This is a genomic window from Paraferrimonas sp. SM1919 (assembly GCF_010993985.1).
Taxonomy (GTDB): Bacteria; Pseudomonadota; Gammaproteobacteria; order Enterobacterales; family Shewanellaceae; genus SM1919.
Window position 1 is genome coordinate 14,693 of sequence record NZ_WINH01000015.1, and the last position, 14,593, is coordinate 29,285.

11 protein-coding genes are annotated in these 14,593 nt (G+C 41.1%); 5 read left to right on the plus strand and 6 right to left on the minus strand.

Features of this window, described 5'->3' with window-relative positions; translation table 11 throughout:
- Both GFB48_RS10345 and GFB48_RS10350 read left to right on the plus strand, forming a co-directional pair.
- On the plus strand, positions 1-1,089 hold the full coding sequence (locus GFB48_RS10345; protein WP_163934965.1) for an extracellular solute-binding protein: 1,089 nt from the start codon (positions 1-3) through the stop codon (positions 1,087-1,089).
- A gap of 55 nt (positions 1,090-1,144) precedes the next feature.
- Positions 1,145-2,359, plus strand: coding sequence for a DEAD/DEAH box helicase (locus tag GFB48_RS10350; protein WP_205597719.1), 1,215 nt, complete (start codon positions 1,145-1,147; stop codon positions 2,357-2,359).
- A 1-nt stretch (position 2,360) separates the two neighbouring features.
- Here the strand turns inward: GFB48_RS10350 and GFB48_RS10355 are convergent, their stop codons facing one another.
- Genes GFB48_RS10355 through GFB48_RS10365 form a run of 3 tightly spaced genes read right to left on the minus strand, consistent with a single transcriptional unit; the run spans position 2,361 to position 4,826 of the window.
- Positions 2,361-2,930 carry a hypothetical protein gene (locus tag GFB48_RS10355; protein WP_163934967.1) on the minus strand — a complete coding sequence of 190 codons (570 nt, stop codon included), beginning with the start codon at positions 2,928-2,930 and terminating at the stop codon, positions 2,361-2,363.
- Positions 2,931-2,941: 11 nt separating this feature from the next.
- A complete protein-coding gene (locus tag GFB48_RS10360; protein ID WP_163934971.1) occupies positions 2,942-3,718 on the minus strand; it encodes an SDR family NAD(P)-dependent oxidoreductase in 777 nt (258 codons plus the stop codon).
- Positions 3,711-4,826, minus strand: coding sequence for a glutathione S-transferase family protein (locus GFB48_RS10365; protein ID WP_163934974.1), 1,116 nt, complete (start codon positions 4,824-4,826; stop codon positions 3,711-3,713). Before GFB48_RS10365 ends, GFB48_RS10360 begins: the two co-directional genes overlap by 8 nt.
- Before the next feature lie 89 nt (positions 4,827-4,915).
- Here GFB48_RS10365 and GFB48_RS10370 point away from each other — a divergent pair, with 89 nt between their 5' ends.
- The 3 genes from GFB48_RS10370 (at position 4,916) to GFB48_RS10380 (ending at position 7,843) form a co-directional block, all read left to right on the plus strand.
- The gene (locus tag GFB48_RS10370) at positions 4,916-5,800 is read left to right on the plus strand and encodes a bile acid:sodium symporter family protein (RefSeq protein WP_163934977.1); all 885 of its coding nucleotides are present in this window, start codon (positions 4,916-4,918) and stop codon (positions 5,798-5,800) included.
- 9 nt (positions 5,801-5,809) lie between these two features.
- Positions 5,810-7,009, plus strand: coding sequence for a glutathione S-transferase family protein (locus GFB48_RS10375; RefSeq protein WP_163934980.1), 1,200 nt, complete (start codon positions 5,810-5,812; stop codon positions 7,007-7,009).
- A 93-nt stretch (positions 7,010-7,102) separates the two neighbouring features.
- A complete protein-coding gene (locus tag GFB48_RS10380) occupies positions 7,103-7,843 on the plus strand; it encodes a TIGR04219 family outer membrane beta-barrel protein (RefSeq protein ID WP_163934983.1) in 741 nt (246 codons plus the stop codon).
- Positions 7,844-7,927: 84 nt separating this feature from the next.
- Here the strand turns inward: GFB48_RS10380 and GFB48_RS10385 are convergent, their stop codons facing one another.
- The 3 genes from GFB48_RS10385 to GFB48_RS10395 all read right to left on the minus strand — a co-directional run bounded on the left by GFB48_RS10385 (position 7,928) and on the right by GFB48_RS10395 (position 14,557).
- A complete protein-coding gene (locus tag GFB48_RS10385; protein ID WP_163934986.1) occupies positions 7,928-8,476 on the minus strand; it encodes a cell division protein ZapC domain-containing protein in 549 nt (182 codons plus the stop codon).
- 164 nt (positions 8,477-8,640) lie between these two features.
- Positions 8,641-9,651, minus strand: a complete 1,011-nt coding sequence (pyrD, locus tag GFB48_RS10390; protein ID WP_163934989.1) for a quinone-dependent dihydroorotate dehydrogenase — start codon at positions 9,649-9,651, stop codon at positions 8,641-8,643.
- 64 nt (positions 9,652-9,715) lie between these two features.
- Positions 9,716-14,557: an NAD-glutamate dehydrogenase gene (locus GFB48_RS10395; RefSeq protein ID WP_163934993.1), complete on the minus strand. Its 4,842-nt coding sequence runs from the start codon at positions 14,555-14,557 to the stop codon at positions 9,716-9,718.
- Positions 14,558-14,593 lie beyond the last annotated feature (36 nt).

A 14,593-nucleotide genomic window follows, 5' to 3' on the forward strand; every position in this document is an offset into this window, starting at 1 on the left:
ATGAAAACCACATTAACTCTAAAACAGCTTTGGGTAGCTGCAGTGACTTCTGCCTGCGTGCTTTTAGCGGGTTGTTCTGATAATAAAACAGAGCAAACCCAAGCCACACCGATGCAAAATGACACAGTATATTTTTATAACTGGTCAGAATACATGCCTGATGGCATTTTAGAACAGTTTACTGAAGAAACTGGCATTAAGGTCATTTACACAACATTCGATAGCAATGAAGCGATGTACTCTAAATTAAAACTTTTAGATGGCAAAGGCTATGATATTGTGGTTCCGTCGACCTATTTCATTAACAAAATGCGTGATGAAAACTTGATCCAACCAATTGATCAAAGCAAAATCACAAATTTCAAGCACCTGGACAAAGCATTACTTGACCAAGCCTACGACCCAGGTAATCAATACTCTATTCCTTATACTTGGGGAATAACCGCTATCGGTGTCAACTCTGACGCCATTGATCCAAGCAGTATTACTTCTTGGAAGGATCTATGGGATCCTAAATTACAGAATTCTATTTTATTGATGAACGATGTGCGTGAAGTATTCCACATGGCATTACGCATCAATGGCCACTCGGCTAATACCACCGACGAAGCTGAGATTGAACAAGCATACCAAACCTTAAAACCTTTAATGGATAATGTTTTAGTATTCAATTCTGATACCCCTGGACTGCCTTTCCTAGCTGGTGAAGTTAATCTAGGTATGCTATGGAATGGTTCCGCCTTTACTGCTCAACAAGAAAATCCTGCTATCACCATGGTTTACCCTAAAGAGGGCGCAGTGTTATGGATGGATTCGATGGCCATTACCAGTGGTGCACAAAACGTCGAAGGTGCACACAAACTCATCGACTTCTTATTGCGTCCTGAAATTGCGGCTAAAATTTCTGAAGAGATTGGCTACCCTAGCCCCGTTGAATCAGCGAAGCCGCTGATGCCTGAAGAATACCGTAATAACCCGTTAATTTACCCTCCACAAGAAGTTAAAGACGCGGGTGAATTCCATAATGACATTGGCGAAGCAGAGCTAATTTACGATAAATACTGGCAAAAACTGCGTTCGGGTCGTTAATTTAACCTTCTGTTTATAAGGCACCTTAGGGTGCCTTTTTAATGTAATAAAAATCATGACTTTTGACCAACTGATCCATCAACCTCAATTATTAAGCAATATACAGGCTCAAGGCTTTCTGCATGCAACAGAAATACAAGCCAATGCCATTCCAGTGATCCTTACTGGAATGGATCTCATGGCTGGTGCCCAGACTGGATCTGGAAAAACGGCCGCATTTGCTTTACCAATTATCGAACAGCTATTAAAGACGCAAACTCAGCCTATAGGCTTAAGCTGCAGCGCCTTGATTTTAGCGCCAACTAGGGAGCTGGCTTGCCAAATACAAACGGCAATAGAAGGTTTTATCACTAACACTGAGCTGCGGTTAGCAATTGCTATTGGTGGTGCCCCAATAGAGCCCCAGATCGAAGCATTAAAACCAGGAGTCGACATTTTGGTGGCCACCCCGGGACGGTTATTAGATCTCAATAGAAAAGGCAAAGTAACCCTAAAAAATTGCCAACACTTAGTTCTTGATGAAGCCGATAGATTATTAGATTTAGGATTTATGGAGGAACTCCAAGCGATAGTTAAAAAATTACCTAAATCTCGACAAACTTTATTATTTTCCGCTACTTTCGATCCCCTGTTGTATCGTTTTGCTGGTCGCTTATTGAATAAGCCAAAGGTATTACAGGTCAGTGTTAACCAATCTAATCAAGACATTGAACAAAAACTCTTTGAGGTCGATCCTGAAAAACAACAAGCAGCTTGTCTGTCACTGTTAAAACGTAATGATTGGTCGCAAGTTTTAGTGTTTGCTAGAAAAAAAGAACAAGCCGATAAATTTGCTCAAAAAATCATTGATGCTGGGATCAGTTGCCAACCATTACATGGTGATTTAACCCAAGCAAAACGCGATAAAGTGATTAATGAATTTAGAGAAGCGAATCTGCGGGTGCTAGTGGCGACCGATGTTGCTGCTCGAGGACTTGATATTCCCCAACTGCCCTGTGTCATTAATTTAAATTTACCTTTTAGAGTAGAAGACTTCGTTCATCGAGTTGGCCGAACAGGGCGCAATGGTAATAAAGGCTACGCCATTAGTTTTTATAGCTCTGAAGATGCGCGCCTATTAGAAGACATTGAACAACTGCTAGATGTGAGGTTACCAAAGCAATGGTTACCTGGTTTTGAACCAGATCTGATGCGTGCGGATATGGCCCCTAAAACGGCCTCAAAAGCTGCCATAAAAAAAAGGGCTAGAAGAAAAGCCCTAAAAAAATAATTTAAATCTGCAAATGGGCTAAACCCGCAAGGGCTAATAATAATAATCCGACCAATAATTTTGGATTGCTAGGGTTAGCCCGCGGGCTCACAGGCGCAGCAAAAGTCTTATCCAGAGCCAATAACTTTAACTGATGATCTTGCCCCATAATATGTTGCATGGTAGCCAGTAAATCTTTGCGACTGCGGTAGCGCACTAAAAAGAAGCTATCCCAATTCGTCGCTGGTATACCTATTAATTCGATATTATTGCCGATCACTTTTCCAGCTAAAAGCGGATGGCAAGCTCGTATCAAAGCAAAACCAAAAAATTTTTTTGCATAGCTCTGCAAATGCTCAAGGCTCTCAGATTTAGGTGATTTCAGTTGCAAGGCATTGACCATTACAAACTCTTTGCCGTCATCTTGCTCAAAAAATTGCTTCACCTTTATGAGATGTTGTTCATCAAACTGTCGCAGTTGTAAGCTTTGTTGATACCACAGATCGATATCTTTTTGGCTAACTTTGGTGCCCAAACCACAGTACCAAAGCCAAAATATGATATAGATAATCAACGCAATTAAATAACTCATAAACTTCCCTATTAATAAACTGATATACCACCATCAACCACGATGGCCTGCCCATTAGTAAAGGTATTGGCTGGACTGCAAAGCAATAAAATTGCATTGACGACTTCTTCAACTAAAGCAATTCTACCCATTGGGTGTTTAGCTGACATTGCTTCAATGGCGGTATTTGCGCCTTCCTTACCGATTTGCTTAAGTAAATTGGTGGCTGCTAAAAAGGGACAAACAGCATTAACTCTGATCCCCATATTGGCATAATCATAAGCCGCTGTGCGAGTTAACCCCAAAACACCATGCTTGGCTGCACTGTAGCCAGCCATGGCAGGAGCCGCTTCTGTTGCTGCGACAGAACTAATATTGACTATATGACCACAACCTTGGGCTTTCATCATCGTCAGTTGGCTACGCATCGCTAAAAACACTGCTGTTAAATTAATGTCTAACTGGGCTTGAAAGGTCGCTAAATTTTGTTGATGAAACGCCTGTGGAGGTTGAGCAATACCGGCATTATTGATAGCAATGTCGACACCACCTAAACGGGTTCTAATGGTTTCTACTAAATCTGCATGGAAGCTTTCGACACTAATGTCCCCTGCTAAACTTTCTACCTTTATCATGGGATAGATCTTAGTTAACTCAGCACTAACGCTGGTTAATTTATCTGAGTCTATATCGGTGATAAATAGGTTTGCTCGACGCTGAGCAAACCCATGGCATAATCCCAACCCAAAACCGCCAACAGCGCCACTGATAAAAACCCTCTGACCATCAAAATCCAGTAATTTATCCACGATCTTGCACCAACTCTAATTGACCATACTGGCGTTTAACACGAGCATTAATCGGCTTTTGAAAATACGGTAATGCACCCACTTGGGCTAATAGTTCAGTGCAGCTTTGCTTATCATCAGCCCCAAGAGAATGATAAAAGTCATAACTGCGTTGGAACATCCACTGGGTATAAGTGCTGATCAATCGGGTTGATTTCACCCCTCCGATGGTGAATGGATGGAAACCTAAAGTTCTTGGGATATTGTTATCCGGATTCAATTTCATATAGGCCTCGTTCGCTCTGATAACACTGCTAACATCAGGCAACTGCTCGAGAGCTTGATGGTGTAACAGTTGTAAAACTTGCGGGCTAATATCATCATTATTGGCAAACTCGCCAGTAAGTGGTTGTGGCTTATTCATGCGCTGCAACCATTGATATACATGAGGAGCACATTCTTGCATGATAGCTTTTGGGTAGGGATCTCGACCAAGATGAGCATACAAAGGCCCCATTAACCCAAAATCAGCCACAGATGGCCTAGAGCCAAATAAGAAGTCACTTTTGCCGAATCGTTGATTGAGTAACGCTAAATCTTGCAGATAACGCTGCTCTATCGCATCTTCTGTTTCAGCTTGTATTCCTAACCATTTAATTGAGTTTCTAAAGGGTTTTGAATGCTCTATCCCTGCCGCGATTTGTTCTTCAGGGTCCTCTGAGCGGGTCACCTGCACCCCAAACTCTTTCATAATAAAATCATGGTGTTTGTCTAGGTGACTCCATCGATAATGCATCGCGGGCAATAACAGCCATTCATCACCATAAAACTCTAATAACAAAGCTGCGAGTTTTTGTTTCGGGGTTGATGGGTATACTGAGGCTTTTGGATAAGATTGCTCAATAAAGTCTAAGATTTCTGTGGTGTCTTGTACCAATTGCCCCGATTGAGTTTTGATCACCGGAATAATCGGCGTGCCTGCCACCGGCAAAATATCTTCCATTAATGCTCTTTTGCTGATCCTTTTTTCTTCAAAGTTAACCCCTTTATATTTAAGGTGAGCGCGGGTTTTACCTGAATAATAAGATAAATGAACCCCATAAAGAATGATGTCAGCCTGAGTTTGCATTGAACTGTCCTTAGCACTGAAATTAGCTCCAGCATAACTATTGACACAATATCTGTCAATATATAGTCTGAAACATAATTGTTTTCAAAATGAGTACTTTGCAAATGGATTTGATGACCTCAGTATTGATCCCTATCACTATGTTTTTACTCATGTTAAGTATGGGCTTAACCCTTACCACCAAAGATTTTGAGCGTATTATTCGTTTTCCTAAAGCAACGATTATTGCCCTAATGATTCAGCTCTTATTACTGCCCATTGTTGCCATTGTGCTAGGGTTATTTTTTGACTTATCCACTATGCTAGCCGTGGGTTTAATTGCTGCTGCTGCCACTCCTGGGGGCACCACATCGAATTTGGTGGTTCATCTAGGTAAAGGTGATACGGCGTTATCAATTAGCATTACCGCTTTGGCTACTGCGCTGACATTATTCACTCTGCCTTTATGGGTCGGGTTTGGTCTTGAATACTTTGGCTCTGATGCCATTAAGGTCGAATTACCTATTGTGAAAACCGCAGCACAAATTGGTTTATTTACGGTCGTGCCTGTCGCGATTGGCATGTGGTTAAGGGGAAATAAACCTAAATCGGTCAATTATGAGCCTATGCTTACGAAACTTAGCACCCTTTCTATGGTGGCTTCTTTTGTGATGGTGATTTTGTCGGACGCACAGAATAATTTAGACGGTGCCATGGGCGTTGCCCTACCCTCAACTCTATTGGTTTTTACCGCTATGTTTGTGGGTTTCTATATCCCTAAAGCATTCGGCGTCAATGCCAAAGATTGCGCCACCATCAGTGTAGAGACCTGCCTTAAAAATATGTTGCTGTCGTTATTTGTTGCCACTAACTCGCTGCAATCAATCGAAGCAACCTACCCATCAGTTGTGGTGATCACCATTATGATCCCATTAGCAGCATTGATTATGTTGCTTTATAACCTGACACATAAACAAACCGTCGCCACCAATTAAGGAAGTGTTATGGAAAACTACATAAAAAGACAGCAAACACATATTCAACAAGCCATGACACTTAATGCTGATGAGCAGCATAAATATCGCCTGTTAGTAAGTCCCCAATCGCCCTACTCCCGTAAGCTGCAAACCTATATGCACTACAAAGGCATTGAGTACAAAAAAGTCATGGTTAATATGCAAATTTTTAGGGCAACCTTACCGAAGCTGATAGGTCAAACCATGGTCCCTGTGGTGTTAACTCCAGATGATAAGGTGATGCTTGATTCCACCATGATCATTCAAGAAATTGAGAAACAACACCCTGACTTTAGTGTCTTCCCACAAAGCTCTATACTGAACTTCTTTAACCTGTTAATAGAAGATTTTGCTGATGAGTATATGCCCCGCTTTATTATGCATACACGCTGGGGTTTTGAGCAAAACAGGCAAACCATTAGCCATAAAATCGCCCGCTACCTCACCTTTGGTGTGAGCCTAACACAATTTAAACCCACTGCGGATTTTATCCTCAACAGGCAAACCGGCTTTGACAACATGCTGGCCCTAAATGAAGCCACCCGTGACAGTGTCACGCAACAAATCCATGAATTAATGGCCATATTAGAAGAGTTATTTAAGCAAAATAGCTTTGTCCTGGGGGAGCGACCATCACTGGCAGATTTTGCTTTATACGGTCCAATTCAAGTCCATTTTTATGAGGATCCCTATTCTCAAACTTGGCTTGAAACCCAATTCCCATTGGTTTGCCACTGGCTTGATATTATCTCTAATCTAGGAGACACAAGGGGCAATTGTGGTCAAACCGATTTCGGTAACTGGGTGACCACTGCACAAGCCCTAGAACAACTGCAGCCATTATTAAGCTTTATTAGTCGTACTTATATTCCGCTGAACTTAAGCCAAATCAATGCCCATATCCAGGGTAATAAAAGTTTTGAACTGACCGTAGATAGCGTTACTGGGACCTACCGTAGCAGCCCCTATAGAATGGTGGCCTTTGAAAAAGTCCAGCTGAATTTTCAGGCCTTAAAAATAGAGACAAAATCTCTATTAGAGCAAGCTCTGCCGACATCACTTATCTTCGCCCTGCAGCAAGAGGTGGTTCATAACAACATTTATGATGGTTTTAATCCACCATTTGTCGTGGATGGGATTGCCGATAATCGTATTGCCTCTAAAAACAACAAAGCTCATCAAGCATAGTGAAAGAAATTCGATTTAAGTCCTTAATTACTGGTGTTATTGTGACGCTTATAAAATGTTGCTAAATATAATAAAGTTGTTAAGGATAACTTGATGAAATATAAAACTCTTGCTTTAGCCGCTGCAATCTCAATGACACCAGCAGCTCATGCGGATATGTTAGGTTTCGTGGTTGGCGCTAATGCCTGGAACCAAAGCATGACCGGTAAGGTTCAATACGGCGTATCAAAAATTGATACCCAAGAACAACTCAATATTGCTTCCGAAACTAAACCAAATTTTTATGCCGACTTTGAGCATCCGTTACCACTGATCCCTAATGTTCGCATCCAACAATCTCAAATCCAACTTAAAGGTAACAACACCCTTACTCAAGATATTGAATTTGGCGGTGTTGTCTTTCCTGTTTCAGGAAACGTTGAATCCAATATCGATTTTAGCCACACAGATGCGACGATTTACTACGAAATCTTAGATAATTGGGTATCTGTCGATGTTGGTCTTACTGCCCGCCTATTCCAAGGTGAAGCAAGCATTACCTCTATGGCTCAACAAGCCAAGCTAGGTTTAGACCAAGCCCTACCTATGGTTTACGGCAAGGTAAAATTTGAGCTACCACTTTCTGGCCTTTACGCCAGCGTTCGTGGTAACGGCATTGGCTATAGCGATAAAAAATTCATGGATATCGAAGCCGCAGTGGGTTATGAAACCAGCATCGGACTAGGTCTAGAAGCGGGCTACCGCCAATTTGAGCTCGATTTTATGGATAATGACGAAGAAGGCGCAGACGTAAAAATTGATGGCGCTTATTTAGGTGTGTTCTACCACTTCTAAAGGCAACATCCAATTAAAAAGCTCAAGCCATTGCTTGAGCTTTTTTTATCATTTAAAAATACAGCAACACCATTTTATATTAGTTTATGCTCTTTTAGCATAATCCATCATATGGCCACTAAAAGAAGACACCAGTGGCAATAAACGTGAATTTAATACCTTGATAGTAGAAAAAGCCATTAACAAGTCGGAATCGCTTACAGCGAGTTCAGATAGCAATAATACGACTGATGATGTGGCACTGGCATCAATAACAAAGCAAAGCCCTTTCGCTTGTTCTGTTTGTAAGTAAAACACCTTACCTGGTTTTGAATATACACATTCATGACTCATCTTAAATAAATGAGATTTTGGCGCTTGATGCTGCCACATAAACTTAGCTGCCGTTGCATTTAACGCCATTTGTACCAACAGAGGCTCTGAAGCTTTAACTTGCTGTGATAACATTTCTAACGATTGGGTGTAATAAATAGCGTGCTGAGTATTAAAAATTTGAGACGACAAAGCGTCAGGAATTAAATTCTTACTTTTAAGCTCAGTCATAAAATTTAACTCATTACCCAAGCTTATTAATAAGGCATCCCGATTACTATCATAATTCCATTGCCAAGTGTCATTTGGCATTAATAACATTTGATAATCCTGCTCAAAAAATAATTAATACAAATTTAATATAGTTGATTAAATACACAATATCAACTATTTAGCAAATAGAAAAATATTTTGCAAGATAAAAAAAGGATCCTAAAGCAAACCTAAAAGGATCCTTTTATGATCTAAATAAAGATCTTTATAATTTAGATCTTATTTACGATCTCTTTTATTAACTCTGGTCCATTATAAATAAAACCAGAATATACCTGAACTAATTTAGCACCTGCATCTAATTTTTGCTGTGCATCTTCAGCAGAATTAATACCACCAACACCGATGATCGGAACTTGATCTTTTAAGTGCGAATACAGTTTAGCGACAACCTCTGTTGACTTATCACGCACAGGTAAACCACTCAATCCACCTGCCTCATCGCAATGCTCAAGACCGGCGACTGCTTCACGATCTAAAGTGGTATTCGTTGCAATGGCACAATCCATTTTATTACGTAGTATTGAACCTGCAATTGATTCAATTTCTTCGTCTGAAAGATCTGGAGCAATTTTTAAAGCTAATGGGACATATTTACCATATTTTTCCGCTAATTCTAGTTGCTTCTGCTTTAAACTTGACAGTAATTCGTCTAATAATTCACCATATTGTAAAGAGCGTAATCCTGGAGTATTTGGAGAGGAAATATTAACGGTTATATAGCTAGCTACATCGTAAACCTTATCCATACAAATTAGGTAATCGTCTTTACCATTCTCAACGGGAGTATCTTTATTTTTACCAATATTAACGCCAATAATTACATCAGATTTAACGGCTTTAATATTAGCCACTAATGCATCAACGCCATTATTGTTAAAGCCCATTCGATTAATGATCCCTTTTGCTGGCTTTAATCTAAATAGTCTTGGTTTATCATTACCAGGTTGTGCTTTTGGAGTAACGGTACCCACTTCAACATGGCCAAATCCCATATCGGCAAACGCATCAATACATTCACCATTTTTATCCAGACCTGCTGCAAGACCAACAATATTTGGAAAAGTAATACCCATTACTTCAACTGGCTTTTTAGGAAGCGTTTGTTTATAAAAAATATTTAAAGGTGTTTTACCCGTAAGACCTAATGACTTAATTGAAAATTCATGGGCCAACTCTGGATCCATTTGAAACATGATTTTTTGGGCAATTTTATAAAACATTTCAACTCCTAGGTATAAAAAACCCCGGCAGTGGCCGGGGTTTAAATTATATATCAAAAATAACTTAAACGTTATCCTCGCATTGCTGAATCAGCAGATTTAATTCTCTTAACGTTACTGAGAATTTTGCAAATTCATCATTGCCACTGGTTTTAAAATCAGCCAACATTTGGAACCAACGCTTCATCAGCAGTTCGCAATCTGATAACCAAGCTGAAATCACGTCATCGGCGGCGCAAGCAGAAGTACAATTACGCAGTACCACTAACGTTAATGAGCGTTGCTGCCAATCAAGATCTTCCCGTAATGCTGCACGGGCAAGTGCTTGCCAGTGATTAGAAACATGTTGGGCGTTAATTTGCTCTAGGAACCAATGCAGTTCAATTTTTGCACCTAATTTGTAATAGGTTTCAGCCACAAGCAACACATCGCGCTCAGCTTGCTTAGCAATTTGAGCGATATCTAAGCTTGAGAATAAGGTGCTTAAATGACTCATCTTACGGGCAGTAGCAGCAGGAACACCTGAAGTTACATATTGCTCGACAACCGTATTAAGATCCACCAGCTCCTCTTCGATCATTAATTGATCAAAGTTTTGCTCTAGGGTTTCAAATACTGGTTTGAAGAAAGCGATTGACTTTTCAATGCTCCAGTTGCGGTTACGACGGCGTAATAACCAACGAGTCGCACGACGAACCGTTAAACGCATTTGCGTTAACATTTCATATTGAACATCAGTATCAACATCACCATTTAGGGCAATGACTTCATCCACAATAGACTCTACACCGAACACTTCACGGGCAATAGCATAAGCAATAGCAACATCTGCTGGGCTTGCGCCTGTTTCTTCTTGCATACGCTGACAGAAGCTTAGCCCCATATCATTAACCATAGCATTAGCTAAGGACGTGGCAATGATTTCACCACGTAGAGGGTGATCAGCCATCTCTGCTTGATAAGATTGCTGTAAACGCTCTGGGAAGTAGTTAATCAAATGACTGTCAAAATAGCTGTTCTGAACAATATCATCGATCAATAGTTCTTCTTTTAAAACCATCTTAGCGTAGGCAAACAGTACACATAACTCAGGGCGAGTTAGGCTGCCATCTTCCGCTTGACGTTCTGCAAGCTCATCATCCGAAGGCAAGAACTCAAGCTCTCTATCTAACTGACCTTCACGCTCTAAGTGTTGAATAAAACGAGTATGCTCTTTCAGTTCTGAGGCGCCGTTTAGTTGAGTAACTGAGATTGCTCGACTTTGTTGATTACAATCGTCAAGAACAATGCCAGACACTTCTTCAGTCATGTCTTCTAGCAGCACGTTACGCTGTTTAACCGTTAGGTCACCATTAGCCACTAGGGTGTTAAGCAGGATCTTAATGTTTACTTCGTTATCCGAACAATCCACACCACCTACGTTATCGGTAAAGTCAGTGTTTACGCGACCACCGTTAGCAGCAAATTCGATACGACCAAGCTGGGTACAACCTAGGTTACCCCCCTCACCAATGATCTTAGCTCGCACTTCGTTACCATTGATACGAATCGCATCGTTAGCACGGTCGCCCACATCCGCGTGAGACTCAGTCGTAGCTTTAACGTAAGTACCAATACCACCGTTCCAAATTAAGTCTACTTTCATCATTAAGATGGCCTTAAGTAGCTCATTTGGTGCCATAGTTTGTTTCTTGGTGCCGAGCATGGCTTGGATTTCAGCGGTTAGCTTGATGGATTTAGCGCTACGGTTAAATATGCCACCACCTTGTGAAATCAGTTCTTTATTGTAATCTTCCCAGCTTGAACGTGGCAGTTCAAACAGACGCTTACGCTCTTCATAGCTTGAAGCTGAATCCGGATTAGGATCGATGAAGATATGCATATGGTTAAATGCCGCTTGTAAACGAATGTGCTTAGACAACAGCATACCGTTACCAAATACGTCACCCGCCATATCGCCTACCGCAATGGTAGTAAAATCAGTACTTTGACAGTCAACACCAATTTCACGGAAGTGACGCTTAACAGATTCCCAAGCACCCTTAGCGGTAATCCCCATCTTCTTATGGTCATAACCATTAGAACCACCCGAGGCAAACGCATCACCTAACCAGAAGTTGTATTCTTCAGAAATGGCATTCGCAATGTCAGAGAAAGTTGCAGTGCCCTTATCAGCCGCAACGACTAGGTATGGGTCATCGTCATCATGGCGTACCACATCAATCGGTGGTACCACTTCGCCTGCAATAATGTTATCTGAAATGTCTAGCAGACCACGGATGAACATCTTGTAGCATTCTTGACCTTCAGCGAAGAAAGCATCACGACCGCCAGTAGTCGGCAGTTGCTTACATACGAAGCCACCTTTGGCGCCTACTGGTACAATTACGGTGTTTTTAACCTGCTGGGCTTTTACTAAGCCAAGCACTTCGGTACGGAAATCTTCACGACGGTCTGACCAACGCAGACCACCACGAGCCACTTTACCACCACGAAGATGCACACCTTCAATACGGGTTGAGTAAACAAAAATCTCAAACTTAGGTAATGGCAGCGGCATTTCTGGAATAAGCTCAGGAGAGAACTTGAATGAAATGTATTGCTTATTATTACCACTGTCGTCGTTTTGGTAGAAGTTAGTACGCAGCGTGGCTTGGATAAGGTCTAGGTAACGACGGATAATACGGTCATCATCTAGGCTTGATACATCATCAAGAGCCGATTCAACCTGGGCAATCAGCTTATCAAGAGCACGAGTTTTCACCACTGGGTCAAACTTGGTCTCAAACATTTTTACCAGTAACTTGGCAAAATGCGGGTAGTTAGTGAACGTTTCTTCAATGTAAGCTTGTGAGAAAGTGGCATCAATTTGACGCATGTACTTGGCGTAGGCACGAACAATTGACACTTCACGGCCTGATAAACTCGCGGCTAGAACTAACCGGTTGAAACCGTCATCTTCTAGGATTTGCTGCCAAACTTGAGTTAACGCTTGTTGGAAATTTTGCTGGTTGTCCATAATATTTTCTACATTGCCTTTTACAGACATAGAGAAATCAAGGATCCAGAAAGTTTGACCATCACTTGAATTAATGCGGTATGGACGCTCGCCAATGACACGTAAACCAAAGTTTTCTAACATTGGTAACACATCAGAAAGATGAATAGGTTCATCTTTTTGGAATAGTTTCAGACGCACCTGCTTATCCGCTAATACCGCCTCTTGCGGTTGGAAGAAAAGCATACCAAGCTGGTGCTCATCGTCTAGGGCTTCAAGCTGTTCAATATCGACTAAAGCCGCATTTGGCAGCATATCTTCTTTATAGCTGCGTGGGAAAGCGGCGGCAAAACGGTCTGAAAGTGCTTTGGCTTTCTCTTCACCAAACTGATTAAATAAGGCCGTTTCTAGCTTATCTTCCCATGAACGGGCAGCTTCAATTAAGTTTTGTTCAATGTGGGTCACGTCGTACTCTTTATTGTTATTCTCTTCCACTTTCACAATGTAGTGGGTTCTCGCTAATGGAGACTCTGAGAAGAAAGTATTAAATTCTACTTCTGTCTCAGCATCGAAATAGTCGGCCAAAAGGCGCTGGGTTACTTCACGAAGTTTAGTGTTGTATCTATCTTTAGATACATAAACCATTACCGAAAAATAACGGTTGAATACATCCTTGCGGATAAAGCTTTTCACTCTATCCCTATCCTGCATCTTCAGAATTCCCCGGGAAATTTGGGCTAGTTCAGTTTCTGTAGCCTGGATCAGCTCATCCCTAGGGTAAGTTTCTAGAATATTTAATAAAGCTTTATAATCATGAGAATAAGGTGTCAAACCTGATTGAGCCATGATTCGCTCAAGTTTTGAATTTAGCAGTGGAATAACACGAGGTGAACTGTTATACAGGCTTGAAGAGTATAAACCTAAGAAACGATGTTCACCGATAACATTGCCTTGCTGATCAAACTCTTTGACACCAATGTAATCAACATAAGCGTTACGATGAACACGACTCTTGCTATTTGACTTGGTTAAAATCAGTATATTTGGACTCAGTGCTTCTTTTCTCGCTTCACCAGAGAACTCACTTAAACTGACACTGCCATGTTCATATTGATCAGCACGTTTTAGTAAACCAAGAGAGGTCTCGATATTTGGCTGCAACACTAAGTCGCCTTCTACCTTGTTAAGGCTATAGTGGCGATAACCAAGCAAGGTAAAGTGATGGTTTTGTAAGTACTTCAAAAAGCCAACTGATTCAGCTTTCGCGGCCTCACTGCAGGGTTGCGGCTCAGTTTCCACTTGAGTAATGACTTCACTCATTTTTTCAGACATCGGCTTCCAATCATCTACCGCACTCTGAACATCAAATAAAACAGCGCCAAGCTCTTTTTCTAGAGCAGCGATATCATCAACTGAGGATAGGCGATCAATTTCTATACTGAAAGTTGCGACATTTTCACTATTTTCACCATGATTTACCGATGAAATATCGGTAACAAAGCCCTGTTCATCACGAACCACTGAAATTGGCTTGTTCAGCATCATATGAGCTGTCAGCCCCATACGGTTTAACGCCATGCCAATAGAATCAACCAAAAATGGCATATCTGGTTGAATAATTTCAATAATAGTATGGCTCGAATGCCAACCATCTTTAGATAGCTCAGGATTATAGACACGAATCGTTGATGCTTTTGATGGTGTTTGATTTAAACGATTCCACAAACTTAACGCAGCCCCGTACAGATCACTGTCACTGCGCTGTTGTAGATCATCGCTCGGCATTAATTGATATATCGCAGTCGCAAATTTTTCTAATGTTAATGCTTGCGGACCCGTTACTTTTGAGTGAATTAAACTCACTACATTTTCGAGCAATACAGATGGGGAAGTATTATTCAGAGCCATTGTTGTTTCCTTAATGCTTTATTGGGGTTAACCCAG

Bases quoted from the DNA above. Each gene is read 5' to 3' on its own strand.
- GFB48_RS10385 (WP_163934986.1), bottom strand. From the start codon at position 8,476: ATGTTATTAATGCCAAATGACACTTGGCAATGGAATTATGATAGTAAT.
- GFB48_RS10345 (WP_163934965.1), top strand. From the start codon at position 1: ATGAAAACCACATTAACTCTAAAACAGCTTTGGGTAGCTGCAGTGACT.
- GFB48_RS10375 (WP_163934980.1), top strand. From the start codon at position 5,810: ATGGAAAACTACATAAAAAGACAGCAAACACATATTCAACAAGCCATG.
- GFB48_RS10365 (WP_163934974.1), bottom strand. From the start codon at position 4,826: ATGCAAACTCAGGCTGACATCATTCTTTATGGGGTTCATTTATCTTAT.
- GFB48_RS10350 (WP_205597719.1), top strand. From the start codon at position 1,145: ATGACTTTTGACCAACTGATCCATCAACCTCAATTATTAAGCAATATA.
- GFB48_RS10380 (WP_163934983.1), top strand. From the start codon at position 7,103: ATGAAATATAAAACTCTTGCTTTAGCCGCTGCAATCTCAATGACACCA.
- GFB48_RS10370 (WP_163934977.1), top strand. From the start codon at position 4,916: ATGAGTACTTTGCAAATGGATTTGATGACCTCAGTATTGATCCCTATC.
- GFB48_RS10395 (WP_163934993.1), bottom strand. From the start codon at position 14,557: ATGGCTCTGAATAATACTTCCCCATCTGTATTGCTCGAAAATGTAGTG.
- pyrD (WP_163934989.1), bottom strand. From the start codon at position 9,651: ATGTTTTATAAAATTGCCCAAAAAATCATGTTTCAAATGGATCCAGAG.
- GFB48_RS10355 (WP_163934967.1), bottom strand. From the start codon at position 2,930: ATGAGTTATTTAATTGCGTTGATTATCTATATCATATTTTGGCTTTGG.